A 24138-nucleotide genomic window follows, 5' to 3' on the forward strand; every position below is an offset into this window, starting at 1 on the left:
CATGCCAGTCCAATCTGCCTATGGCTTTCGTTGGTCTGTGCGCCATTTTCACGTCTACGTCAGATTAACGCAACAACGCGTTAGCTGCCGCAACCGAAACGCCTCAGGTCGCAGATGCTATCATGTCAATTGGGTGTTCGGTGGGAAGAGGAGGATGCCACTCGCGTGACGAGAAAGGTTTGCACGTGTGCCCTTGGGGGCCTGAATGCTCTGCGCATGATCTGCGAACCTCTTGCATTTTCAAACAGTTTTTCGACGAATTGTGTCGTTCGATTGTTCGCATTCCCTATGCGTCCGTCGGCGGGGCAGGGCTAAGGGAGATAAGCCATGAGAATTTCGAAGCGGGCCGTGTTGGCTCAATCAGCTGCATTCGCAGCAATTGCCATTTCGGCACCAGCCTATGCGCAGGATGAAGCTGCGCCAGCGACGGCGGAAGCGGAAGGTGAAGGCAATGCCATCATCGTTACCGGTTTTCGTAAGAGTTTGCAGGATCTCGATTGATCTGAAGCGCGACAGCTCTGTTGTCGTTGATGCAATCTCTGCCGAAGACGTTGGCAAGTTCCCCGATCAAAACGTTGCTGAGGCGCTCCAACGCATCACCGGTGTGGCGATTGACCGGTCTGGCGGCGAAGGCCAGTCCATCACTGTTCGCGGCCTTGGCCCAGAATTTAACGCCGTTCTTTTGAATGGTCGGACGTTAGCGACGGATAATCCGGGGCGTCAGTTTTCTTTTGACGTATTGTCTGCGGACATCATTCAAACAGCCGAAGTTTATAAGTCGTCGCAACCGGGAATTCAGTCGGGCGGTATTGGCGCTGTTGTTAACATTGCGACTGCAAAACCATTGGATAGGCCTGGTTTCAACGTTTCGCTGTCTGCTGCCGCGATTTATGAAAATTTGAGTGAGGATCTCGGCGCTGACGTTTCTGGCGTCATATCGTGGTCAAACGATACATTTGGCGTGCTCCTGGGTGGCTCATACCAACGTCGTAACTCGCAGTTTGACCGAAGTCTCACCAATGGGTTTACGCTGCGTGATAACCCAGATGGCAATCCGGACGATCCCGACGTGGTCGTTCTTGCTCCTGAAAACTCAACTGGACTGACGGATGCATCTTTCGGCTTCCTTCCAGACGGATCGCGCGTCCAGCAGCAGGTGATTTTTAGCCGTGACGAACAAGATCGTGAACGCATAACTTTAAACGGAGCTGTGCAATTCGCGCCGTCGGATCGTTTTACAGCTACGTTCGATGGTCTCTATTCGCGGCTGGATATCGAGTCATTCGATCAGCAATTCTCAGGCTTTTTCAGTCCTCCATTCATCGATCCGCAGGTTGACGCCAATGGCACAGTGACATCGTTCAGCCGTCCAAGCATCGATTTTGGCGTGCGGAACCCTGACATTGCGGATGCCGTTGGCCTCTCGCAAAACGATAACGTGCTCACCTCCAACAATCGTTTGGCTGAGACATTTGCATTTGGCGGTAACTTCGAATTTGAAGCCACCGATAGTCTGACGTTTGTAGCTGACGTGGCATGGTCACGGGCGACACGTGATGGTACGAACCCATTCGTGGTTCTGGGGGCGCTAGCGCCGACATCACCGTTGATCGAATCCACAAGTACAAGCGGGATTTCGACCATTACTAACATCGAAACCGCTGATTTCGTCAACCGCGACATTCAACGGCTCCACTTTGTGAACGTAAACCGCACACGGATTGAAGACGAAGTCTTCGAAGCGCGTTTTGACGGCGAGTGGGACGTCGATGCCGGGCCGCTTAGTAAGGTTATATTTGGCGGTATCTACACCGACCGTGAGAAAAATCAGGACCTGTTTGACAACTTTACCGCTCCGGGTTTCGGTTCATTGGGTGCTGGAGATATCTTCTGCGCTTTCTGTGGCTACAACGTCGCATTCGACACTGGCATTTTGAGTGATTTCTCGTTTGATGGCTTTCTAAGCGGTGTTGAAGGCGCAGACACGGTGCCTACCAATATTCTCACTTCAACATTCGCGCAGGCATTCGCCGTACTCAACGATCCAACGAACCTAAGTGATCCTAATCGCAACGATGATGTTGGTACACCAGACGACACCACGGCAGATTTGCTTGCTTATCTCAATTCACCTGGAATTGATCCGTTGTTTGGAATTTACACACCAACGTTCAATCCAGGCGGCAGCTTTGCGGTTGAAGAGCAAATCTATTCTGCATATTTTGGCACTGAATGGGGCGGTGATTTGGGAGGTGAGCTGCCATGGTCTGCAAGTATTGGCTTCCGTATCGCGTTCACGGATGTTGTTTCGAGTGGTATTGATCGGCCGGTGATCGAATTCCGCGAGACACCGGGAGACACCCAGCTTGATGTGACATTTGCCGACGCCGCGAGCACTTCCGTTCCAAACGATTATGTCAACTTTCTGCCTTCGGTGAGTTTCAAGTTTGAACCGACCGCTGATACTGTTTTGCGCCTTGGCTACGCTCGGACGGTGACGCGTCCAACTTTGACTGCACTTGGCGTTGCGAATACCTTCGGTGGTCGCTCTGATGCTCCGCTCAGCGGCGGTGGTAACCCGTTGCTCGAGGCCTTCGAGGCAGATAATTTCGATGTTTCATTTGAATGGTACTTCGAATCGCTAAGTTACTTTAGCGTTGCTGGATTCCATAAGGAGCTGGGCGGTTTCCTCGAGGAATCAACTCTTCCCGTCCCAGGTGTTGTGATTGTGCCAGCTGGCAATGCACTCGCGGGTGGAATTGCAGCCGTCGACACACCAATTGATGTGACCTTCCAAGACACCCGTGAGCGCAATGGCCTTTCCGGCAGCATTAGCGGGGCGGAAATTGCTTTCCAAAAGACGTTCGACAACGGCTTTGGCGGTATCATCAACTACACTTATGTGAACTCAAGCCAGGACAATGCGCCGATCGGCGATCTCGGCTTTAACGGGTTCACACCGCACACCGTCAACCTCACTGGTTTTTATGAGAGCGGCCCATTCTCGGCGCGCGTTTCGTACAACTATCGTGACGGCTTCCTGGTGCAAGAAAACGCTGATCAGAGTGAACCACGTCAACGTGAGAGCTTTGGCCAAGTCGACTTCTCGGCCAGCTATGAGATCACTGATCAGTTCCAGGTCTTTATCGAGGGCCTCAACGTCCTCAATGAGGATACACGCGACTTCTCACGTTTCCGTAACCGGATCCTGACCTATGAGCGTACTGGCGCACGTTACACCGCAGGTGTTCGGGCGAAGTTCTAAGCGTGTGAGGGTCGCACTTCATCGTGTCACGCGATGAGCGGGGAGGGCGGGTGTTCCGGATGACGGAATACCCGCCTTCGCTGTATTTGAAGACAGTTTATTCGGGCAAGAGAGCAAACGCAGGCTTGCCGGTGGCGCAGGAACTTGTGACAGTGAGGCATAAGGCGAGGCACCGGTGAAGTGCTCGCAGGGAGAGAGTTTTCGATGAGTACTATCCAAATTGCGGTTTTTGTGACCATCACCGCATTGATCGCCTTTGCTACCTACATGCATTGCCGCGGCAAGCTGGGTGAAGGTCACCAAAGCGAGAAGGACTACTTCCTCGCCAGCGGGGGCCTCAAGTGGTATTTCATCGCTGGCTCGATCACGCTGACGAACCTCTCCACTGATCAGTTGATCGGAATGAATGGCAACCAGATGGCACTGCTGGCGTGGTGGGAATTTGCCGCGGTAGCGGGCCTGCTGATCCTGACGTTTGTGTTCCTGCCGGTCTATTACAAAAACAATTGCACCACGACGACCGAGCTGCTGCAGAAGAAGTACAACGATAAGCACATTCGCGCGCTGATCAGCGTGTTGTTCCTGTTCGGAAATTTGTTCATTTTCCTCCCCGCGATCCTCTATGGCGGGTCGCTGTTCCTGCTCTCGATGGTGGGGCTGGATACGGGACTTGAGAACATCCTGATCGTCGCGGTTGTCTTGGCGGTTGTGGGCGCGTGCTATGCGATTTTCGGCGGATTGCGCGCGGTTGCTGTGTCCGACACCTATTCCGGCGTGTTGATCCTGGGGCTTGCGCTGCTGGTCGTTTATCTCGCGCTGCAAGCGATCGACTTTGATCTCACAGGCATTCCGGCGGACCGGCTCACTTTGATTGGTAGCAATGATAGCCCGATCCCGTGGCACACGCTGCTGACGGGGATGATCTTTATTCAGACCTTTTACTGGTCGACCAATCAGACGATCACTCAGCGCGCGATGGCTGCGCCCAATATCAAAGAAGCGCAAAAGGGTGTGATGACGGCGGCGGGTATTCGCCTGCTGATCGTGCCAGCGATTGTCGTGATCCCGGGCATCGTGTCCTACAAGCTCTACGGCGATGTGGGCGATGCGGCTTACGGGCGGATTGTTGGCGACGTTCTGCCGTTGTGGCTGTCCGGCGCTTTTGCTGCGGCTCTGGCGGCGGCGGTGCTCACCACCTTTAACTCCATCCTCAACGCGTCGGCGGCGCTCTATGTCTGCGACATTCACGAGGCCTATGTTGACCGGCCAACCTCGGTCGCGAAGCTGAGCGCGATTGTGTCGATCGCAATGTCGGTGCTGGCGCTGCTCTTGGTGCCATTTTTTGCCAGTCGGGAAAGCCTGATCAACACGGTGCAGGAGCTTTACGGATTGCTATCCATGCCAATCCTCAGCGCCTTCGTGGTGTGCCTATTGTTCAAGAATGTGAAGGCAGGCGCGGCGATGATCGGCGTGGTCACCGGCGTTGCGTTCTATGGCTTCTGGAGCATGGTGTGGGAGCCGGCGCATTACATTCACGGCATGGCGGTCACATTGCTGCTGTCGATCGTGACGGCACTGGTGATGAACAAGCTGGTCTATGGCGAAACACCAGAGTTTTCGCTTGGTGGCGCAGATCCGGAAGAACCGATGAAGCAGACATTTGCTTGAGGTAGCACGCATGTCGCTCTAGCGGGGCGGCATGAGCAATCGTCCCGCCCCGATCCATCCGGTCCCGCACGGCTGGATAATCCTTGATAAGCCGCGCGGGCTTGGCTCGACGCAGGCTGTCGGCGCGGTGAAGCGCGTGTTGCGCGAAGGCGGCTATGCCAAGACCAAGGTTGGGCATGGCGGCACGCTCGACCCGCTGGCCGAGGGAGTGTTGCCGATTGCGCTAGGCGAGGCGACGAAGCTGGCGGGGCGGATGTTGGATGCCAGCAAGATCTACGATTTCACGATCCTCTTTGGCGAGGAGACGGACACGCTCGATACTGAGGGCGAGGTGATTGAGCGCAGCGATGTCATGCCGACCTTGGATGAGGTCATGACCGTGCTGCCTGATTTCACCGGAGCGATTGAGCAGGTGCCGCCGGCCTATTCCGCGCTGAAAGTGGACGGCAAGCGCGCCTATGATCTGGCGCGGGCGGGCGAGCAGGTGGAGCTGAAGAGACGGGCGGTGACGATCCACGCTCTCACGCCGCGTCATGCTGAACTTGTTTCAGCATCCACCGCCAGCTCAGACTTTGAGGAGCATTCTGAGGGATGGACCCTGAACCAAGTTCAGGGTGACGAGAGGCTAACGAAAATCACCCTCTCAGCCCATGTTTCCAAAGGCACCTACATCCGCTCGCTTGCCCGCGATATCGCCCACGCGCTGGGGACTTGCGGTCATGTTACCTATCTCAGGCGCACAAAGGCGGGGCCATTCACTGAAAACCAGTCGATTTCGCTGGACAAACTCAATGAAATCGCTAGTGGCGCGCCATTGAAAGACCTACTCCTGCCGCTTGAGGCGGGGCTGGACGACATCCCGGCCTTAATCCTCGATCAGACTAGCGCGCAGGCGGTCCGCCAGGGCCGGGTCCTGTCTGAACTGCCCCAAAGCGATGGGCTCTATTGCGCGATGCTGGACAATGTTCCGGTGGCGTTGGTTGAGTTGATCGAAGGTACGAGCAAAATCGTGCGGGGCTTTAACCTTCCCGATGTCGCTGAGTAAGAGAGAATATTATGTCGGTAACCGCCGAAGAAAAAGCCAAGATCATCAAGGACAACGCCCAAGGTAAGGGTGACACCGGAAGTCCTGAGGTGCAGGTCGCGATCCTGACCCAGCGTATCCGCAACCTGACCGATCACTTTAAAGGCAACCACAAAGACAACCATTCGCGCCGCGGCCTTCTGATGATGGTCAACAAGCGCCGTAACCTGCTCGCCTATCTCAAAAAGAAAGATGTTGAGCGGTACAACGCCCTGATCCAGAAACTGGGTCTGCGGAAATAAGAGTTTTGCAGGCGGCTCCCACAACGGGGGCCGTTTTGCTTTGGGCTGTAGGGCGATGATGCGCTACAGCTGACAAATCGGCACTGGCTGCAATTCGGCGGCAGAGCCTTTGGGGGATAGAAAAAGCCCCCGCACCGGACCGGGACGGTATCCCCGGCACATGTAGGCCCCGCCGCGCAATAAGGCGCCATGCGGGTTCAAAAGGAAAATCAATGTTCGACACGAAAACCGTATCGCTGGAGTGGGGCGGGAAAACCCTCACTCTGGAAACCGGCCGTATTGCCCGTCAAGCCGACGGCGCTGTTCTGGCCACCTATGGCGAAACCGTGGTGCTGTGCGCAGTCACCGCCGCCAAATCTGTGAAGGAAGGCCAGGATTTCTTCCCGCTGACCGTTCACTATCAAGAAAAATTCTCTGCCGCTGGACGGATCCCAGGCGGCTTCTTTAAGCGCGAAGGCCGCGCGACCGAAAAGGAAACGCTGACCAGCCGTCTGATCGACCGCCCATGTCGTCCGCTATTCCCAGAAGGTTTCTACAACGAGATCAACGTAATCTGTCAGGTCCTGTCATATGACGGCGAAACTGAGCCAGATATTCTTGCGATGATCGCAGCCTCCGCTGCTCTGACGATTTCCGGTCTGCCATTCATGGGCCCAATCGGCGCGGCGCGCGTTGGCTTCAACAATGAAGGGGAATACGTCCTCAACCCAACCATCACCGATGCGCTGGGCGAAGAAGGCAATCTCGACCTCGTGGTCGCTGCGACGCAAGATGCGGTGATGATGGTCGAATCCGAAGCGAAAGAACTGACCGAAGAGCAAATGCTCGGTGCGGTGATGTTCGCACACGAGGAAAGCCGCAAGGTTATTGGCGCGATCATCGATCTGGCTGAACAAGCTGCGAAAGATCCGTGGGAACTCGCTCCGGTTGAAGACAAATCGGCCGCACTTGAGCAGCTGCGCGGCGCCATCGGCGACGACATGGCGGCGGCTTACAAACTGACCGAGAAGAGCGCCCGTCAGGACGCCGTCAACGCAGCCCGTGCCAAAGCGCGCGAGCACTTTGCCGATCTCGAAGAGAGCGATCCAGCACAATACATGGGCATCCTGAAGCTCGTGAAGAAGCTGGAAAGCGACATCGTTCGCAAGGCGATCCTCAAGGATGGCCAGCGCATCGATGGCCGTAAGACCGACGAAGTTCGCCCGATTGAGGCGATGGTCGGCCTGCTGCCGCGTACCCACGGTTCGGCGCTGTTCACCCGCGGTGAAACGCAGGCGATCTGCACCACCACTCTGGGCACCAAAGATGCTGAGCAAATGATCGACGGGCTGGAAGGCCTCTCTTACAGCAACTTCATGCTGCACTATAACTTCCCGCCCTATTCAGTCGGCGAAGTGGGCCGCTTCGGCTTTACCAGCCGCCGCGAAACCGGCCACGGCAAGCTCGCATTCCGCGCGCTGCACCCGGTTCTGCCAAGTGTTGAGGATTTCCCTTATACGATCCGCGTTCTGTCAGACATCACCGAGTCCAACGGCTCGTCTTCGATGGCGACCGTTTGTGGCGGCTCGCTTTCGATGATGGACGCAGGCGTTCCATTGAAGCGTCCGGTTTCCGGGATTGCGATGGGCCTGATCCTTGAGGGCGAAGACTTCACCGTTCTGTCCGACATTCTGGGTGATGAAGATCACCTGGGCGACATGGACTTTAAGGTCGCCGGCTCGGAAGAAGGCATCACCAGCCTTCAGATGGACATCAAGGTCGCCGGCATCACGCAGGAAATCATGACCCAAGCGCTGGAGCAGGCAAAAGCTGGCCGCGCGCACATCCTGGGCAAGATGACCGAAGCACTCGGCGCATCACGCGGCGAAGTTTCCAAGCACGCACCGCGCATCGAAACCATGCAGATCGACAAGTCGAAGATCCGCGACATCATCGGCACGGGCGGCAAGGTCATCCGTGAGATCGTCGCTGAAACCGGTGCGAAGGTCGACATTGACGATGAAGGCACGATCAAAATCAGCTCTTCAAACGCTGATGAGATCGCTGCTGCTAAGGCATGGATCGAAGGCATCGTTGAAGAGGCCGAAGTTGGCAAAATCTACAACGGCAAGGTCGTCAACATCGTTGATTTCGGCGCATTCGTGAACTTCATGGGCGGCAAGGACGGTCTCGTCCACGTGTCAGAAATGAAGAACGAGCGGGTTGAGAAAGTCACCGACGTTGTTTCCGAAGGCCAAGAAGTGAAGGTCAAAGTTCTCGAGATCGATCAGCGCGGCAAGGTCCGCCTGTCGATGCGCGTTGTTGACCAGGAGACCGGTGAAGAGCTGGAAGACACCCGCCCACCACGCGAAAACAAGCCGCGCGGTGACCGCGGTGGCCGCGGTGGCGGTGATCGTCGTCCACGCGGCGGCGGTGGTCGAGGCCCACGTGGCGGCGGCGGCGACAAAGGTGGGGACAGCGATGGCCCAGCCGCAATGCCGGACTTCCTGAAAGACTAAGTCTTTCAATTAGCCAGTAAAAGGGCCGCTTGGAGTTGATCCAGGCGGCCTTTTTTGTGCCCATGAGGGAATGCCGCAGATTTCGTGGTACCATTGCGTCATCTGGCGAGTCGTTTCGCCAAGCAAAAAACTGACCGGGTCGCACGTTTTAACCGCATAGGAGAACGTGGGATGAGTGACGTAGATTTGGAAAAGCTGGAAGCGCTGGCCGGTAAGACTATCGGTGATGTGGCCGGGGCGCTCAGCCTCTACATGGCGTATCTCGGCGATCAATCGGGGCTATTCGATGCCTTGGACGGTCAAGGTCGCCTAACTCTTGATCAATTCGCAGAGCGGACGGGGCACAACCCCAAATATCTGCGTGAATGGCTCGGGTCGGTATGCGCCGCTGGCTATGTCACACATCATGCTGAGGATAACAGTTTCTCACTTACTGAAGAACAAGCGTTGGTGTTCGGCCGGGAAGGACAACCGGCATGCTTGCAAGGCTTTATTCAAGCCGTCGTCTCGCAATATGAAGGGCATGAAAAAGCCACCAAGATTTTTCGTAGCGGAGAAGGCCGCCCATGGGGCGATCACACACAATGCTTGTTCTGCGGTACGGATCGCTTTTTCCGACCAGGCTATGCCGCACACTTGATTGAAAACTGGATACCGGCGCTGTCGGGCGTTGAGGATAAACTGAAAAGCGGGGCAAAAGTCGCCGATGTTGGCTGTGGGCACGGATCCTCAACCATTCTGATGGCGCAGGCTTATCCCAACTCGCATTTCGTTGGCATTGATTATCATGCGCCCTCGATTGAGGAGGCGCAGCGAAAAGCCGATGAAGCGGGTGTGAGTAATATCGAGTTCGCTGTGGCAACCGCGCAGGATTATCCCGGGAACGGCTTTGACTTCGCCTGCATCTTTGATGCTCTGCACGATATGGGTGACCCCGTTGGCGCTGCAAAGCATGTGCGCGAAAGCCTTAAGGACGATGGCACTTTCATGTTGGTCGAACCGATGGCCGGTGACAGCATGGCGGAAAATATGAACCCGCTGGGGCAAATTTTCTACGCCTTTTCGACCACGGTTTGCACGCCCAATTCGCTATCGCAGGATGTGGCTCTGGGCCTTGGCGCGCAGGCCGGTCAGAAGCGGCTGGCTGAGGTTCTGGGCCAAGCCGGCTTCGGAAATGTGAAACGCGCTGCTGAAACACCCACGAACATGGTCTTGGAAGCAACTGTGTGAGCGGAGGGCATGGCTAAGGCGCGCAGGCTGGTGTTGTGCACGCCACAAGACTAAAGCGCCACCATGCTAAAACGTGAACTGATCGACACCGTTGAAATTCCCGATGGGGAAGTGCTTGAGCTGTACAGCCACGGGCGCGATTTCATGATCGTGCTGGGCTATAATGAGCTGATGAGCACGCGCATGCGCTTCTCAGAGGAGCGGCTGGCCGAGCTTACGTTTGACCGGATGGAGAAGGAAAACCCGCGCATTCTGATCGGCGGATATGGGATGGGCTTCACCTACCGTGCGGCGCTTGCGCGGATGGGGGACAAGGGAGAGGCGGTGGTCGCCGAAATCTCCGACAAGATCATCGAATGGGCAAAGGGCCCAATGGCAGAGCTGACCGGCGATGCGCTGGACGATCCGCGCCTGGACCTCAAGATTTGCGATGTCGCCGCGCTGATCGATGATGCGAATGATGGCACCTGCGAGAAGTTCGATGCGATCCTGCTCGACGTCGACAATGGACCAGATGGCATGGTGCGGGCGGATAACAACCGCATTTATTCGCGCACCGGCCTGGCCAAAGCGCGCGATGCTCTCACCCCTGACGGCGTGCTGGCGGTATGGTCCGCCGCGCCCGACCATGGCTTTAGACGCCGCCTGCAAGATGCCCGCTTGGACGTAGAAGAACGACGCGTGCGCTCCCGCCCGAACAACAAAGGCGCACACCACGTGATCTGGTTTGCGCGGAAGTAAGCTAGCCGCAGACGAACGTGAGCGCATCTGCGCTCTTAATAACAGCAATAGGAACACTCATAAAATGAATTGGAGGTTGGCGACCGGCATTGTGCTTTTGTCACTCATATTGGGCGCCTCCTTTATTTCTGTCTTGAACGCGAATGTGTCCGAAGCATTGGCAAAGCAAGCGTCAGAAAACAAAGCAGTTTCCGCACCGAATTCGCTTCCAGAAGTCTCGAAAGCGGATAATGATCTGCCCACCGCAATAACTCTCAATAACGATCAAGCCGCAGTTGGCGCGAGCCTCAGTCCAGACGGCTTAAAGGTCGCGACAGCTGATAGTGACGCAAAGATCCGAATTTGGGATGCATTGTCCGGTGAGCATTTAGCGACCTTGGCAGGCCACGCGACTGGCACGAACGAAGCCTTCGAAACAATCAATACTGTGGAGTTCAGCCCCGACAATTCTAAGATCGTAACCGCAAGTCAGGATGGGACAGCGCGCATTTGGGATGTGAGTACGGGCAGAAGGTTAGCAACACTGTCTGGTCATTCCGATTGGGTTTACTCGGCATCCTTTAGCACAGATGGTTCGCGAGTTGTCACAGCTAGTCTGGATAGTACCGCGCGAGTGTGGGCTGTTTCTACAGGCGAACATCTCACCACATTGGTTGGACATGCCTATGGTGTAAGCGCTGCCCATTTTGGCATGGATGGAACCAGCATCTTGACGGTTGGCGGCGATAACACCGCGCGTGTCTGGAGCGGGTCGACTGGTGAACCTCTAAGAACTATGAAGGTTCATGATAAAGGTGTCGGCTATGTAAGTTTCGCACGCTTTAGCCCCACTGCCACTCGATTAGTAACCTCTGGTGGCGATGAATCAGCACGTGTTTGGGACGTGCGGTCTGGCAATCTCTTGACGACACTGTCGGGCCATTCTGGGACTGTCCTAGATCAACACTTTAGTCCGGATGGGAAATTGATCGCGACAGCAGCCACTGATGGAACTGCGCGTATCTGGGATGCGATAACGGGTGAACATCTGTCTACGCTATCGGGACATGATCATTGGATAGTCGATTTAAGCTTCAGCCGAGATGGTCAGAGCATTCTGACGGCAAGCTATGACGAGACAGCGCGTCTATGGGATGTCGACAATGGCGAACATCTGGCAACCCTTTCTGCCAACAAAGGCATCCTTCAAAGTGCGCAGTTTAGCCAGTCCGGCTGCCGGGTGATGACCGCAAGCTTTGATGGGGTGGTCCAGATCTGGGATGTCTCAAAGATTGTCAGTCAATCGCGCTGCGATTCATCAACGGGAGGGAGGTGACAATACGATCGGATTTGCTGCTCATGGCTCGCAAACCGACCCTCCGCCCTAGCTCCTAAGCCCTGCTTCAAAAATCGTAGATCAGCGTAATCCGGCTCAGCGTGTCGGTTTGCACCGCGCCGAGCGGCGGGTTCGTGTCATGCTCCACCGCATAGGAAATGCGCGCGGACAGATTGTCGCTGAGCGACGCCTGCAGGCCGGTTGTGCTGGTGTAGGTGCTGTTGCCCGATTGGATAAAGGCGCTCGCATCCTGAGTGAGTTTTAGGGATTCTGCGATCTCCCAATCGAAATCGAGCGCGGCGAGCCCGGCGATATCGCGTGACACATCACCAGTGGTGCTGCGCGTAACGCGGTATGCGGGGCCAGCCTGTACGGTCAGTGTCGGGTTCTCAGTCAGCACACGGTAGCCAAGGCCGCCCGAGGCTGAGACGCGCGCTGAAAAGCCCTGAAACCGGTCACGTTCCCATTGACCAAGGCCATAAGCGAACAGGCGGTCGCTGATGTCGACATCGGCCTGATAGGCGGCGAGGAATTGCTCGCGCGTGGTCACGCCATTGCTGCGCTGGAAATCGGCGAGGAATTTAAAATTCTGTTGCCAGCCCAATTCTTGGCGGCCCAGCTCAATCCCGGCGGTTACCCCGGTGTTGGATGAATTACCGGTGGACCGGAACGCGCCAAATTCGCCCTTGCCAGACCAGTTTTGAAAGATGCCAGCATTGCGGATGGCTTCCTTTTCGGCCTCTGCCTCAGCCGCCTGTGCGGCCGCGGTTTTTACGGCGACACGCTCTTTAAAGCTCGCCATTATCGTGTTCAGTTCGTCGGCATTGCCCGGAAATGTCTCATCCGCGAGGTCGATCAAAACCTGCATCGCCTCCACATCATCGCTTTCCTCAGCCTTTTCGATCATCGCGCGCACGGACGCGGGAATTTCTGCTTGCGCGGCGCTGGGCAAAGCCAGTGTGGTACCAGCGAGGAGGAGGGAGGCGGTGAGTTTTGAAAGGGTCATCATTGGGGCTCCAAGTGGCGGTGCGTGCATTGTCGCCGCCTGCTTACCAAGCTAGCGGCGCGTGGAGGCGTAAACACTCGTAAAATCATGAAGCTGCGGAGAACCCTCGCTGGTCGCCGCTGGCCGACATTATGATGGCATTTTGATCCGGACAGCGCCGGTAAAGTCGCGCTTGCCAACCTCAACTCCGAGCATCCGCAAAATGTCATAGGCGGTTGCCGCGTGAAAATAGAAATTGGGTTGAGCAAAGCTGAGGAGGAAGTTCTCCGCAGTGAAATCCATCGCCATATCTTTGAATTCAAATCGCATTGGCTGACCAATCCAGCTTTCCATTTGCTCCTCGGTCAGGGCGCCCAACGCTGCCTCTGCGCCGTCGAGCTTTGCATGCAGATCTGCAAAGGTACTCGGAGGTGGGTTCAGGTCAGGGCTGTAAACGCCAACTTGAATGGCGGCGAGTGAGCCTGCGGTGTGCTCTGCAATGCATTTCACCTGATAGGTGAAGGGCAACATATCCTCGATAATCCGCGCGCCAAGAACGTCACTATGGTCTTTGCCCTGCGCATCGCACCATGCCTCACCCTTTTTGAGCAGATGGCGTCCGGTGCCGATCATTTGGAGCCCGCTGGGGACGAAGGCGGCGTGAAGTGAAATGGGCATGGGGTTCTCCGTTCTGTCGGCATGACTAGGCGTGTTTTACAGGCCGTGTTGCCGGGCGAGCGGTGAGAACACAAGGCATGGGCGGCGTCCTATGGACAGGTGCGTTGGGGCGTGGGGGCTGGTGTCTGGGCGAGCGGAGGGGAGGGCGCGCAAAGGGCGGAGCGCAAAACACTTTCCTACTGCCGGTTTGCACGGGCAGGGTTGGGGAATGATCCTTTGGCGAATCCTTTTGCGTATTTTGCGGTTGTGTTGGTGCCTGTCCGGGCGGTTAAGCTGGCAGGCTGTTTGGCGCTTAAGCGGGATCGGTCCGGAAGGCTTTGACAGATGGGCTGATTTTCGGACGCGTGTGATCGCTTTTTCCGATCAATTGCGACGGCTTCAATCGATTGGATTTTTGACCCTGTACTGTGTTCCAGTCGTTCCAAGCGTGCCTGATGCACGACAAGGCGAGCCGCGCAGTATGGCAGCTCGCTTGTTGCATCAGGGGCGTGGGCGCACCGCGAAGGATGCGCGGCCAATGCTGGTAGTGCGCGCCTTAGCGGACCCGTGGGCCACCAAACGGCAAGGGTGGTGGGGGTCGGCGGGCACCGCGCGGCAATTGCGCCTGATAGGCCCGGCCGCAATGCTCGACGCAATACGGAAAGCCTGGGTTCACGGCCTCTCCGCAAAAGTGGAAGTCCGCTTCGCCAGGATGCCCCATGGGCCAGCGGCACACCTTCTCAGACAGGTCGAGCAGGCTTGTCTTGTCCGCAATCTCGGGGCTTGGCTTGGCCGGCACCAGACGGCGCGGCGGCGCAGGCGGGATCGGCGGTTGCTGATCACCGGGACCTTGCCTCAGGAAGCCGCCGGGGCCAACCGAGACGATCTTGGGCAGATCAGGGCGCGGGTCGGGCAGAGGCTGCGACGGGATACCGTTCGCCGCGGGGCCGCTTGGCGCAGCAGTAGGCGCGCCAGCGCTTGGCCTCGCCGCAGGCTTTGCCGCAGCAGCGGGAGCCTTTGCGGCGGTCTTTGGCGGCGCTCTCTTGGCGGCTGGTTTGGCCGCAGCCTTCTTGGCCGCCTTCTTCTTCTCATTGGCCTTCACAGGGGAAGGGCGGGACTTCAGGCCCAGCCGGTGCGCCTTGCCGATCACTGCATTGCGGCTGACACCGCCCAGTTCCTCAGCAATCTGGCTGGCGGTCGAGCCGCCTTCCCACATCTTCTTGAGCGTACCAATTCGCTCATCGGTCCAAGCCATTGAAACTCCATTCCATCTCTATCGCGCCAAATGCGCGCACGGCCCGCGCAGTGGTGCGAAGGTCGCTATCAATCTCATCCCCAGTCATACCGGCCCGGCGAACCCGCCGCACTTGCATGCCATTCCCCTTCGCCCTAACCGCACCTTCTATGGCCGATCAAGCACAATCCAGCGCAAACCAAGACGCTGTCCTAAATGAAGTGTCGCCTAGCAGTGCAGGCGCGCCAAGCACCGTTCAGTTTCCGCCGCGTGGAACCCCGCTCATCACCGGGATCAACCGCGTTGGGTTATGGAGCCTCTATATTAAGGAGGTTCGACGGTTTCTCAAGGTGCAGACGCAGACTGTCTGGGCCCCGGCGGTCACAACTCTGCTGTTTCTGGTGATATTCACGGTCGCATTGGGTCGTGGGGGGCGCGAGGTTCTGGGTGTGCCATTCGCCAGCTTCGTCGCGCCTGGCTTGATTGTGATGGGCATGATGCAAAATGCCTTTGCCAATTCGTCCTTCTCGCTGCTGTCGGGCAAGATTCAGGGGACGATCATCGACCTCTTGATGCCGCCATTGTCTCCGGGAGAGCTGATGAGCGGGATCGTTATGGCTGCGGTGACGCGTGGGATCGCAGTGGGCGGCGCGGTGTCGCTCGCGATGCTGCTGTGGCCAGGTGTGTCCTTGGCGCCTCAGCATTGGTGGGCGGTGATCTGGTTCGCTCTAATGGGGACGGTGATGTTGGCGCTGCTCGGCCTTGCGACCTCAATCTGGGCGGAGAAGTTCGACCACAACGCCGCGATCAGCAACTTCGTGATTGCACCGCTATCGCTGCTATCCGGCACGTTCTACGTGATCGACAATTTGGCGGAGATGTTCCAGGCGATCAGCCGTTTCAATCCGTTCTTCTATGTGATTTCAGGCTTCCGCTATGGCTTCCTCGGCCGCAGCGATATCGGCTCTGACGGTGCAGTTATGGGCGCAGCGGTTGGCTTGCTGGTGCTCAATCTGGTGATGGCAGGTGCAGTCTATGCAGTGCTGAAATCAGGATGGAAGCTGAAGAGTTAGGAGACTGTTGTAGCGCTTAGTGCGTTAAGGAACGGCGCATCTGATACCGGCCGTCCTTAAAGCCATCAAACAATTGCGGAACGGTTGGATGGTCGACCGGCCCGCCTGTCGCATCATCCAGCAGGTTTTGCTGGCTGACATAGGCAACATAGCTCGCATCGTCATTTTCGGCGAGCAGATGGTAGAAAGGTTGATCACGGCGAGGGCGGATGTCCTCCGGGATCGACTCGTACCATTCCTCGCTATTGGCGAAGACCGGGTCGATATCGAACACGACGCCGCGAAAATCGAACAGACGGTGGCAGACCACGTCGCCAATACCGAAACGAGCCTTAAGCTGGCGTGGCGCAATCAACTTACGGCCCGCTTGGCTGGAGAAGAACTCTGCACTTTCCATATTCACAAATATGGACCTTCGCAGGTGCAAAACAAGCGTAGGCACGGATCACTCCCCAGTTTTGGTCAGCTTTCGACGCGAATTGCGGCCTTGTGTGGCCCAAATGCGAAGGTACGGGGCACATTCTACCCTTGGCAAGCCATGGGGCCTGCGCTAACGGCGCTCCCGACCGGAATGCGGCGCGTACGCCTGCCCATTCAATGCAGCGCTTTTCAACAAATGCGCGCACCCAATACGGAGAGGTGCCGGAGTGGTCGAACGGGGCAGTCTCGAAAACTGTTGTGCCTTCTGGGTACCGTGGGTTCGAATCCCACCCTCTCCGCCACCTAGTCCTGCCTGTGTGAGGTTCTCCAGAAACACCGCCCGAATGCCCCACGTTCCGCGGGCTTTGCGCTAGCACTCAGCACCTCGGAGACTCCGAATTCCTGTCTCAAAACGAAGAATTCTGCGATAGTCTCAGAACGAAATTTGGCGGGTGCTGAGAGGCCATTAACAGGGAATTTTGCAAATTTTCATCGCCCTTGTCGGTCTATGTGCCATTAAAGTCCCGCAAACACGACAGAATTTACCGATAGTCAGGCTTCAAAACAGGGAATTCACTTTTGGATATCAGGGAATTTATCCCTGCAAAACAGGGTAATTCGCTCGCAAAACAGGGAATTCAAATTCCCTGTTCGAGAAGGAGCTTTTCTTGGGCTTTCAGTAATTTACGGGTGGATGTGGTCTTTGCAGCCTCCTCAGTCTTCTTGCGCAGCCCAACTTCCAGGGCTGACATTTCCTGCACCTTGCCGTTGGATCGCACCATGACCGGTTTGGTCAGGATCGAGCTTGGATCGTACCCGGTATTGCCTTTGGGCTTCGGTGGTCGTCCAGCCGGATTACCGCTCTTGCCCTTGGAAAACTGATGCTCCTTGGGCGGTTTGCAATAGCCGGTTTCATAGCCGTCAGACATGAGCCATCTCCTTTTCAGAGCGGGCCTCTGCGATTTGGTCAAAGGTGGCATCCGAGCCAGCAAGTATGGCCATGAGCCCCGTCTCGGCTTCCAGCCGCTTGATGATGACATCGCAATAGGCAGGATCGAGCTCAAGACCGTATCCAATGCGGCCAGTGCGATGCGCGGCGATCAGGGTCGTGCCGCTGCCAGCGAATGTATCGAGGGTTATGCCGCCACGCTTCGAACAATCGAGGATCGCATCCTCGACCAGTTTGACCGGCTTGACGGTAGGATGCGTTGCTAGATCCTCATCGCGGCTTTCGCCAAAGCTGTTGATGCCCGCATATTCCCAGATATTGGTCCGATAGCGACCATGCTTCCCGAGTTTCACATTGTTGATGTGCGGCTTTGTGCCGTGCTTGAACACAAACACCAGCTCGTGCTGCGAGCGATAGAGAGAACCCATACCGCCATTGGTCTTGGCCCAGACACAGAGGTTCTTGAGCTCATCATAGGCAGTTTCGCCGGCGGCCAGCACCTCAGCCATATGGCGCCAGTCCATGCAGATATAGTGAATTGCACCATCGACTGAGTTTGATGCGAGGTTCTCGAACACCGATCGAAGGAACTCCTCGAACTGCTCATTGGTCATCTCACCGGCTGCCATTTCGAACTCGCGATGCTGCACTACTCCAAGGCCGCAGACATGTCCTGAGATTGGAACGTTGTACGGTGGATCCGTGAAGACCATCTGCGCAGGCTTCGAGCCATCGAACAGGGCCTTATAGGACTCAGGCTTGGTGGCATCGCCGCAATAGAGACGGTGCTTGCCGATGAGCCATAGATCGCCGGGCTGCGTGACGGCAGGGTCGGTAGACGCTGCCGGTATGTCGTCCGCCTTTTCCTCTGGATCAATGACCAGAAAGCCATCGATCTCCGCCATTTCGAAGCCTGTGATGGTAAGGTCGAAGTCCAGATCAAGACTATCGAGATACTGGAACTCGAGTGATAGCAGCTCGTCGTCCCAGCCTGCGTTCTCGGCCAGCTTGTTGTCGGCGATGATGTAGGCCTGAACCTGAGCCTCGCTTAGATGGTCGAGGCAAAGGGTAGGGACAGTTTCGAGGCCTAGCTGCTTAGCGGCCTCAACGCGGCCATGACCGGCTATAAGCCGTCTGTCAGCGTCAATCAGAACAGGGTTGGTAAAACCGAACTGCTCAATGCTTGCAGCGATTTGCTTGATCTGCTCGGGCGAATGCGTCCTTGCATTGCGCTTGGCGGGCTTGAGGTCAGCGACCTTCCTTGTTGTCACGTCCAGTTTCGTATTCATGGCAAAGATCCTAATTGAATAAGGGTATGCGATGCCCGCCCGCACAGATGCAGGCGAACGGTTTGCTGCAGTGAAGCGCATCACGCGCGGCACATGCTTGTGTTTCAGGTTTTCGATGCTTCTGACGCCAGCCACAGAAAGGCATCAGTTGTTCAGCCACAGGAAGAACAATGCATAGGACTGATTGTGATCAGATCAGGCCTCCATTGGCCGAGATCTCAATCAGATGTGCTATGAATAGTAAGCAAGAATAACCTACGCAAACATTTTGACTTTACATCTGTGTCACTCTGTTCTTAACATGTTGTACAAGAAAGATTATTTGTTCCAATCCCGACTGGGATAGCCAGCTATTGAGCCTTAGTTTCAGGGCGCCCACTTTGAGCCGGCTTTGAAGCGCACATTGTCGACCACACTTTTCGAAACTGCGCTGGCTTCAGATCGCTCTGGATGATCACCAGATTGGAGGCAACGAAAGCCCTCCGGCCGGACATACCGCCAAAGCCATTCCGTGAATTGACATATCCGCACACGGTGGCCGATTGACCATCTTCTGCCCAAAAGACCCTCATATCTGAGAACTCAGCTGAATCTGGATCGCGCAATCGCTCTTTGACCACAGTCTCAGCATAGATCTTCATGCTGATGTCGTCTGTGAAACGCGCTTCTGACTTGGGCTCAGGCGTCTGCTTGACCTGCTCGCCTTGCGGCTTCTGGGGAGCAAGCGCCGCCCCAATAATGGCCAGGAAAACAACAACTCCAGTGATCGGTCCGCAGCCCAACCTGTTCGTACTTTCTTGCTCTTCTTTGTCTTTGCCCACGATATTTCCCTTACGCTCAAATCGCATTCAACATATTATAGTTGATAAACAGACTTGCCGTGCTTCGCCAATGGTTTCTGGCGATGGATATGCGGAAACTTGTTGGCGAGAACTGTGCTCGCATCCGTAGGGAGAAGGGGCTGACCCAAGAAGGGTTGTCAGAGCTTTGTGGGCTGTCGCAGCAATATCTGAGCGGTCTTGAGCGAGGGAAGCGCAATCCAACGATCGTCACGATCTATGAGATCGCGCAAGCGCTTGAAGTGAGCCACGTCGATCTGATCACTCCCGCTGAATAGTCGCAGGATGCCGGTGGACTTGTGAACCACGCCATGGCTTCGTGGAGCCATGGACGACGACCAGTCACACAACCTCGGATCGATCTACACTCAGATCGGGATGATCATGGAAGATTCTGCGGTCGTTGCGCTCAAGTTGGGCGGTGCGAGCACCGAAGTTGATCCAGCGAAAGTTGAAGAGCTCGAAAACGCGGTGCTTGAGATCGTTGACTTGATGGAAGCGGCTCAGTCTATCGCGGAATGACTGCAATGCGCCCTAGAACAAGACATAGCCATCCGAATATTCAGTGCCTGAAAGCAGACATTCACAACTACATATGCGTTCGTCCGAATGAGTTGATGTAGAAGCCACTGAAACCTAAAAAGCGACATGGATTGGAACTTATTCGCACAACTCTTGGTCACTGTCTTGGTTGCTATTGCCGGAGGTTGGCTGGGCCATCGTATGGCGGCCCGCCGCGATTTATTGAACGAGCGACGCAAGATGCGAGTGGCATACCTGCTTGAGGCCTATCGCAAGCTCGAAGGTGCTGGTCATCGGGGCGACCCGGAAACAGTTTGGCCTCTGCTCGAAAGTGCCATCGCTGACATTCAACTGCTTGGCTCACCCCAGCAAGCGGACTTAGCAAGACAGTTCGCTGTTGATATGGCGCAAAATCATACGGCGCCTTTGGATCCGCTGGTGAATGATCTTCGCAACTCTCTTCGGGAGGAACTAGAACTTAGCGCGGTGCGCGAGAGTGTTACTTATCTGCGTTTCGGCGGAAGTGAGCCGGTAACTTTTGATGAAACATTGCAAGCGACCATTCAAAGCGTGAGCCAAACAAGAATAACGCAGGCGGCATTGGCATCCCCGAGCGCACGGCTTGAGCTAGAGCGCGAAGCGAATGAGAATGGCCATGCCGCCGAGATCATAGAAGCGTGGCGAGATATTGAAGTACTAGTCCAAGGCAAGCTCAGGCGATCGGGCCAGAACGATGTCACAAAATTGGGAGCAGCAATTCTCTTGGAGACGGCACTCAATGTCGGCGCGCTAACTGTAGACCAGCATCGATCTTTGCGAGGCCTAAACACTATGCGAAACCTTGCGGTCCACGGCCCAATATCTGAGCTGGACGACAAACGCGTTTCCGAGTTTCTCGAACTGGCGGGCGCAATGAAGGTCGTTCTTGAAATCACTTAGTTGTATCGTAGGCAGGTGCTTGAATTGAAGGCGAACTACTTAACGTTCGCATCCGACTTTTCCTTTGGCCATTCCGGCCAAGGAGAAAGCAAATGACATACTCACAATTTGACCCAGCTGCTCAGCATCGAGTGCCTTGGAACTTTGGAGCGAAGATCGGTCCCAAGCGACCCTTCAATCAAAAGCAGATCTGGGCGATCCGGTTCTTCCTCGATCGTGAGCAACGCGTTCGTGATCGAGCGCTCTTCGATCTGGCGATCGATAGCAAGCTAAGAGGTTGTGATCTCGTTGAGCTCAAGATCGGTGACTTGGTAAGCGGACCAGAGATCAGAACGCGCGCGACGATCACGCAACGAAAGACTGGACGACCTGTTCAATTCGAGATCGCAAAAGACGCGAGAGATAGCCTGTTTGCTTGGCTAAAGCTCAGGGGCGGAGCGGTTGAGGACTTTGTCTTCCCGAGCCGAGTTGACGTCACGCGCCATCTGAGCACGCGCCAATACGCTCGGCTAGTTGATGAGTGGGTCGAAGCGATTGGACTGCGGGCGGAGGAGTATGGAACGCATTCGCTTCGCCGAACTAAGGCTTCGATCATCTACAAGGCCACAGGCAACATTCGGGCAATCCAGATCTTGCTTGGCCATTCGAAGATCGAGAACACCGTGCGCTATCTAGGCGTCGACATTGAAGACGCTTTAACGCTTGCTGAGAAGACCGAAATCTGACTGGAGTTGGACGCTGGCCTCGAAAGACCCGGCGTCCGCTTCTGGAGATTATTCTGTTGAAAAACTCCGCGAGCCATTTTGGTGCGCAATTTTTGAACGCCGTCGGGTGCGGGCTGGCAAAGATAGTTCGCAAACGCAACTCGCCTTGAATCAATGTTGCTGAGATCTCAGCCGCAAGTAACCCGTGGCGAGTTTTTCAACAGAATAGGAGGTGAAAGCGGACAATCAGCTCAAATGCATCCTATGTAACACGTGGGCGCGCGAGGGTTGGATGCGCGCCCACCGCGTGCGTGCTAGAACTTGGCTGTCGCCTCAATTGACCAGGTCGAAGGCTGCGCGCGAAATCCGATATCCTCGGTTAATCCAGCAAAATTGCCGGGATTGTAGTCAGCGTAATATGCTTCACCGAGAATGTTGTTTGCGCTGAAGAATAGACCGAACCGGTCATTCTCGATCCCGACACGGAAGCTAACCAGATCTATAGCTTCTTGAACATCAACATTGTCCACCTGCCAAAATTTATCTCCGCGCAATTCCCAATCGCCGCGAATCAGCAAGTCAAGATCGTCTGTTAAAGCCGCATTGTATTGGAAGCCAAGATTACCATTGAAATCGGTCGTCTTGGGCGTCTTATTCCCGACCGTGCTTGGGTCAAGCGCGTTCGCTTTGATCTCGGTGTCGGTAGTGCCAATACCAGCGAAGATCTGAAGCCCATCGGCGACCAAAGCTTGGGCCTCCAGCTCAATACCAAAGATGTCCACTTCGTCTATGTTACCAATGATTTGTGATGCTGTTGTGGCATCCACAAAGAAGAACTGAAAGTCATCACTCTTGGAGAAGTAGATCGCTCCATTGATGATAAGACGGTTGCCCAAAGAGCTCGTCTTAAACCCGGCTTCGAAATTTTGAAGGTATTCATCATCGAATGCTGGAATAGCAGTACCAGGAGCGTTGAAGCCGCCTGAGCGGAAGCCCGTGCTGTAAGTACCGTATATGAGTGCGTCGTCGGTAAAACGGTATGTCAGCGTGATCTTGGGTTGAACAGCATCAAAGCTGTCAGAGACAGTACCCCCATTGATCAAATCGGTTTGCTCACGTTCATCGCGGTCATAGCGCAAGGCACCCTGCAAGATTAGGCTGTCTGTAAGGTCGTATTCAAAGTTCGCGTATACCGCGTAGGCATCATTGCTATCGCTTGCATTGTTGTTGATGATGACCAGTGCGGGATTATCGATTTGATCGCGTGAACCGACCCCGCCGGTGGTGGTTCCCTCCAGATCAATAAAACCACGTGTCTGAAGATCGCGGTTGGTGTGCAGATAATACGCCCCCAATATCCATCGGAAGGGAAGGCTATCATCGGACACATAGCGCAGCTCTTGGCTTAGCAATTCGACGCCGAGATCTTGACCTTGGCCCAGCTGAAGGTTCAGCCCCGCAAAACCATCAGGATCATCCACTGCGTTCGAGAAATCGAGGTCGCCGCGATAGTCTTCGGTCAGATCGGTGTATCCGCTGATCGATGAGAGTGTGCCTCCTCCTAGCGCGAAATCCCATTTCATTGTGGCTTCAAAGATGTTGCCAAACGTTAGGCCTTCGATGTTCACCGAAGGGCCTACGATTTCGTTGGCATTACCAGAAGCTACTTGAGCGTCGTAGATACCGCCAGCTTGAAAATCCCGATAGGAAGCGCGCAAATCGACCTCGACTGAGGGACTCAGCTCGGCGACAAATCGTCCACGCAATTCCCAATCGTGATCAACGAAATCAACGTTTTCCCCAGTGAAACTATTTTCAATTCTTCCATTGTCGGTGACATAGTTACCCGAGACACGGAGTCCCGCAGAATTACCAATTGGTGCCGAAACTGCAGCGCTCAAGTTCACAAAATCGCCGCGACCATAGATCGCCCGCGCCATGCCAGAAAAATCATCACCTGGACGCTTGGTTACGATGTTGATTGCCCCACCGATAGCATTGCGTCCGTACAAGCCGCCTTGCGGTCCCTTGAGAACCTCGATCCTCTCAAGATCGAACAGATTGAGCTTCAACTGCTTTTGATTGTTCTGCGGCACTCCATCAACGATGACGGCCACGGGGGAATCGGCATTGTTGATCTGCGTAACACCGCGCACCACAACGAAACTGTTAAGGTAGGTAAAACTGTCATCGAATGAGACGTTCGGGACGAGATCGATGAAGTCTTGTGTAGAGATGATTCCAGCATCTTCGATCTGGTCTTCGCCAAAGGCGGCAACCTGGATTGGTACATCCTGCAGTTCTTGTTCGCGTGTTTGTGCAGTGACAACGATCGTGTTGAGACCCTGCGTTTCCGCATCAGCCTCTTCTTGTGCGATCGCTGGGCTAGCCCATGCCATCGCGATGGCACTTGCGATGCTGCCCATCGCAGCCAGTTTCTGTTGTGAAGCCTTTTTCATAATGGTCCTCCCATCCTTTCGATCT

General features: G+C 55.5%; 23 protein-coding genes and 1 tRNA gene. 15 read left to right on the plus strand and 9 right to left on the minus strand.

Annotated features, from left to right (window positions below; genetic code table 11):
* The first annotated feature begins 327 nt into the window (after positions 1 to 327).
* The 9 genes from AC0V6O_RS04700 to AC0V6O_RS04740 all read left to right on the plus strand — a co-directional run bounded on the left by AC0V6O_RS04700 (position 328) and on the right by AC0V6O_RS04740 (position 12043).
* Positions 328 to 501 carry a hypothetical protein gene (locus tag AC0V6O_RS04700; protein WP_486141967.1) on the plus strand — a complete coding sequence of 58 codons (174 nt, stop codon included), beginning with the start codon at positions 328 to 330 and terminating at the stop codon, positions 499 to 501.
* Complete coding sequence (locus tag AC0V6O_RS04705; protein WP_486141969.1) at positions 452 to 3265, plus strand: TonB-dependent receptor; 2814 nt, start codon at positions 452 to 454, stop codon at positions 3263 to 3265. The genes AC0V6O_RS04700 and AC0V6O_RS04705 overlap by 50 nt, the downstream gene beginning before the upstream one ends.
* Positions 3266 to 3469: 204 nt before the next feature.
* A complete protein-coding gene (locus AC0V6O_RS04710) occupies positions 3470 to 4933 on the plus strand; it encodes an SLC5 family protein (RefSeq protein WP_486141971.1) in 1464 nt (487 codons plus the stop codon).
* A 31-nt stretch (positions 4934 to 4964) separates the two neighbouring features.
* Positions 4965 to 5978, plus strand: coding sequence for a tRNA pseudouridine(55) synthase TruB (truB, locus tag AC0V6O_RS04715; RefSeq protein WP_486141973.1), 1014 nt, complete (start codon positions 4965 to 4967; stop codon positions 5976 to 5978).
* An 11-nt stretch (positions 5979 to 5989) separates the two neighbouring features.
* Positions 5990 to 6259, plus strand: coding sequence for a 30S ribosomal protein S15 (gene rpsO, locus AC0V6O_RS04720; RefSeq protein ID WP_298468140.1), 270 nt, complete (start codon positions 5990 to 5992; stop codon positions 6257 to 6259).
* 212 nt (positions 6260 to 6471) lie between these two features.
* Positions 6472 to 8757 (plus strand): polyribonucleotide nucleotidyltransferase, encoded by a 2286-nt coding sequence (gene pnp / locus AC0V6O_RS04725; protein WP_486141975.1) that lies wholly within the window; start codon positions 6472 to 6474, stop codon positions 8755 to 8757.
* A gap of 171 nt (positions 8758 to 8928) precedes the next feature.
* Positions 8929 to 9987, plus strand: coding sequence for a class I SAM-dependent methyltransferase (locus AC0V6O_RS04730; RefSeq protein WP_486141977.1), 1059 nt, complete (start codon positions 8929 to 8931; stop codon positions 9985 to 9987).
* Positions 9988 to 10050: 63 nt separating this feature from the next.
* Positions 10051 to 10728, plus strand: coding sequence for a spermidine synthase (locus AC0V6O_RS04735; RefSeq protein ID WP_486141979.1), 678 nt, complete (start codon positions 10051 to 10053; stop codon positions 10726 to 10728).
* Between the two features lie 64 nt (positions 10729 to 10792).
* On the plus strand, positions 10793 to 12043 hold the full coding sequence (locus tag AC0V6O_RS04740) for a WD40 repeat domain-containing protein (RefSeq protein ID WP_486141981.1): 1251 nt from the start codon (positions 10793 to 10795) through the stop codon (positions 12041 to 12043).
* A 67-nt stretch (positions 12044 to 12110) separates the two neighbouring features.
* Here AC0V6O_RS04740 and AC0V6O_RS04745 read toward each other — a convergent pair whose 3' ends face one another.
* The 4 genes from AC0V6O_RS04745 to AC0V6O_RS04760 form a co-directional block, all read right to left on the minus strand.
* Positions 12111 to 13052, minus strand: a complete 942-nt coding sequence (locus tag AC0V6O_RS04745; protein WP_486141983.1) for a DUF481 domain-containing protein — start codon at positions 13050 to 13052, stop codon at positions 12111 to 12113.
* Positions 13053 to 13178: 126 nt separating this feature from the next.
* Positions 13179 to 13706, minus strand: coding sequence for a DUF1993 domain-containing protein (locus tag AC0V6O_RS04750; protein WP_486141985.1), 528 nt, complete (start codon positions 13704 to 13706; stop codon positions 13179 to 13181).
* Positions 13707 to 14241: 535 nt separating this feature from the next.
* Complete coding sequence (locus tag AC0V6O_RS04755; RefSeq protein WP_486141987.1) at positions 14242 to 14940, minus strand: GcrA family cell cycle regulator; 699 nt, start codon at positions 14938 to 14940, stop codon at positions 14242 to 14244.
* The gene (locus tag AC0V6O_RS04760) at positions 14924 to 15058 is read right to left on the minus strand and encodes a hypothetical protein (protein ID WP_486141989.1); all 135 of its coding nucleotides are present in this window, start codon (positions 15056 to 15058) and stop codon (positions 14924 to 14926) included. The genes AC0V6O_RS04755 and AC0V6O_RS04760 overlap by 17 nt, the downstream gene beginning before the upstream one ends.
* Before the next feature lie 31 nt (positions 15059 to 15089).
* On the opposite strand from AC0V6O_RS04760, the gene AC0V6O_RS04765 reads away from it, so the two are divergent.
* On the plus strand, positions 15090 to 15992 hold the full coding sequence (locus AC0V6O_RS04765; protein ID WP_486141991.1) for an ABC transporter permease: 903 nt from the start codon (positions 15090 to 15092) through the stop codon (positions 15990 to 15992).
* A 16-nt stretch (positions 15993 to 16008) separates the two neighbouring features.
* Here the strand turns inward: AC0V6O_RS04765 and hspQ are convergent, their stop codons facing one another.
* Complete coding sequence (gene hspQ / locus AC0V6O_RS04770) at positions 16009 to 16389, minus strand: heat shock protein HspQ (protein ID WP_472640881.1); 381 nt, start codon at positions 16387 to 16389, stop codon at positions 16009 to 16011.
* 236 nt (positions 16390 to 16625) lie between these two features.
* Here hspQ and AC0V6O_RS04775 point away from each other — a divergent pair.
* A tRNA-Ser gene (locus AC0V6O_RS04775) sits at positions 16626 to 16714 on the plus strand.
* Between the two features lie 336 nt (positions 16715 to 17050).
* Here the strand turns inward: AC0V6O_RS04775 and AC0V6O_RS04780 are convergent.
* From AC0V6O_RS04780 to AC0V6O_RS04790, 3 genes are all read right to left on the minus strand, one after another.
* Positions 17051 to 17341, minus strand: coding sequence for a DUF5681 domain-containing protein (locus AC0V6O_RS04780; RefSeq protein WP_486141993.1), 291 nt, complete (start codon positions 17339 to 17341; stop codon positions 17051 to 17053).
* Positions 17334 to 18650 carry a site-specific DNA-methyltransferase gene (locus AC0V6O_RS04785; protein ID WP_486141995.1) on the minus strand — a complete coding sequence of 439 codons (1317 nt, stop codon included), beginning with the start codon at positions 18648 to 18650 and terminating at the stop codon, positions 17334 to 17336. Before AC0V6O_RS04785 ends, AC0V6O_RS04780 begins: the two co-directional genes overlap by 8 nt.
* Positions 18651 to 19000: 350 nt before the next feature.
* Entirely contained in the window at positions 19001 to 19471 is a 471-nt protein-coding gene (locus AC0V6O_RS04790) for a hypothetical protein (RefSeq protein ID WP_486141997.1), read from the minus strand.
* An 89-nt stretch (positions 19472 to 19560) separates the two neighbouring features.
* Between AC0V6O_RS04790 and AC0V6O_RS04795 the strand changes: the two genes are divergently transcribed.
* The 4 genes from AC0V6O_RS04795 to AC0V6O_RS04810 all read left to right on the plus strand — a co-directional run bounded on the left by AC0V6O_RS04795 (position 19561) and on the right by AC0V6O_RS04810 (position 21675).
* Positions 19561 to 19767 (plus strand): helix-turn-helix domain-containing protein, encoded by a 207-nt coding sequence (locus AC0V6O_RS04795; RefSeq protein ID WP_486141999.1) that lies wholly within the window; start codon positions 19561 to 19563, stop codon positions 19765 to 19767.
* A 49-nt stretch (positions 19768 to 19816) separates the two neighbouring features.
* Positions 19817 to 20011, plus strand: coding sequence for a hypothetical protein (locus AC0V6O_RS04800; RefSeq protein ID WP_486142001.1), 195 nt, complete (start codon positions 19817 to 19819; stop codon positions 20009 to 20011).
* 201 nt (positions 20012 to 20212) lie between these two features.
* Positions 20213 to 20950 carry a hypothetical protein gene (locus AC0V6O_RS04805; RefSeq protein WP_486142002.1) on the plus strand — a complete coding sequence of 246 codons (738 nt, stop codon included), beginning with the start codon at positions 20213 to 20215 and terminating at the stop codon, positions 20948 to 20950.
* Between the two features lie 92 nt (positions 20951 to 21042).
* Complete coding sequence (locus AC0V6O_RS04810) at positions 21043 to 21675, plus strand: tyrosine-type recombinase/integrase (protein WP_486142004.1); 633 nt, start codon at positions 21043 to 21045, stop codon at positions 21673 to 21675.
* A gap of 293 nt (positions 21676 to 21968) precedes the next feature.
* Here AC0V6O_RS04810 and AC0V6O_RS04815 read toward each other — a convergent pair whose 3' ends face one another.
* Entirely contained in the window at positions 21969 to 24113 is a 2145-nt protein-coding gene (locus AC0V6O_RS04815; RefSeq protein ID WP_486142006.1) for a TonB-dependent receptor, read from the minus strand.
* Positions 24114 to 24138 lie beyond the last annotated feature (25 nt).

The organism is Erythrobacter sp. JB2-19, assembly GCF_057365005.1.

Coding starts and splice junctions, on each gene's coding strand:
- AC0V6O_RS04700 (WP_486141967.1), top strand. CDS start 328: ATGAGAATTTCGAAGCGGGCCGTGTTGGCTCAATCAGCTGCATTCGCA.
- AC0V6O_RS04705 (WP_486141969.1), top strand. CDS start 452: ATGCCATCATCGTTACCGGTTTTCGTAAGAGTTTGCAGGATCTCGATT.
- AC0V6O_RS04710 (WP_486141971.1), top strand. CDS start 3,470: ATGAGTACTATCCAAATTGCGGTTTTTGTGACCATCACCGCATTGATC.
- truB (WP_486141973.1), top strand. CDS start 4,965: ATGAGCAATCGTCCCGCCCCGATCCATCCGGTCCCGCACGGCTGGATA.
- rpsO (WP_298468140.1), top strand. CDS start 5,990: ATGTCGGTAACCGCCGAAGAAAAAGCCAAGATCATCAAGGACAACGCC.
- pnp (WP_486141975.1), top strand. CDS start 6,472: ATGTTCGACACGAAAACCGTATCGCTGGAGTGGGGCGGGAAAACCCTC.
- AC0V6O_RS04730 (WP_486141977.1), top strand. CDS start 8,929: ATGAGTGACGTAGATTTGGAAAAGCTGGAAGCGCTGGCCGGTAAGACT.
- AC0V6O_RS04735 (WP_486141979.1), top strand. CDS start 10,051: ATGCTAAAACGTGAACTGATCGACACCGTTGAAATTCCCGATGGGGAA.
- AC0V6O_RS04740 (WP_486141981.1), top strand. CDS start 10,793: ATGAATTGGAGGTTGGCGACCGGCATTGTGCTTTTGTCACTCATATTG.
- AC0V6O_RS04745 (WP_486141983.1), bottom strand. CDS start 13,052: ATGATGACCCTTTCAAAACTCACCGCCTCCCTCCTCCTCGCTGGTACC.
- AC0V6O_RS04750 (WP_486141985.1), bottom strand. CDS start 13,706: ATGCCCATTTCACTTCACGCCGCCTTCGTCCCCAGCGGGCTCCAAATG.
- AC0V6O_RS04755 (WP_486141987.1), bottom strand. CDS start 14,940: ATGGCTTGGACCGATGAGCGAATTGGTACGCTCAAGAAGATGTGGGAA.
- AC0V6O_RS04760 (WP_486141989.1), bottom strand. CDS start 15,058: ATGCAAGTGCGGCGGGTTCGCCGGGCCGGTATGACTGGGGATGAGATT.
- AC0V6O_RS04765 (WP_486141991.1), top strand. CDS start 15,090: ATGGCCGATCAAGCACAATCCAGCGCAAACCAAGACGCTGTCCTAAAT.
- hspQ (WP_472640881.1), bottom strand. CDS start 16,389: ATGGAAAGTGCAGAGTTCTTCTCCAGCCAAGCGGGCCGTAAGTTGATT.
- AC0V6O_RS04780 (WP_486141993.1), bottom strand. CDS start 17,341: ATGTCTGACGGCTATGAAACCGGCTATTGCAAACCGCCCAAGGAGCAT.
- AC0V6O_RS04785 (WP_486141995.1), bottom strand. CDS start 18,650: ATGAATACGAAACTGGACGTGACAACAAGGAAGGTCGCTGACCTCAAG.
- AC0V6O_RS04795 (WP_486141999.1), top strand. CDS start 19,561: ATGCGGAAACTTGTTGGCGAGAACTGTGCTCGCATCCGTAGGGAGAAG.
- AC0V6O_RS04800 (WP_486142001.1), top strand. CDS start 19,817: ATGGACGACGACCAGTCACACAACCTCGGATCGATCTACACTCAGATC.
- AC0V6O_RS04805 (WP_486142002.1), top strand. CDS start 20,213: ATGGCGGCCCGCCGCGATTTATTGAACGAGCGACGCAAGATGCGAGTG.
- AC0V6O_RS04810 (WP_486142004.1), top strand. CDS start 21,043: ATGACATACTCACAATTTGACCCAGCTGCTCAGCATCGAGTGCCTTGG.
- AC0V6O_RS04815 (WP_486142006.1), bottom strand. CDS start 24,113: ATGAAAAAGGCTTCACAACAGAAACTGGCTGCGATGGGCAGCATCGCA.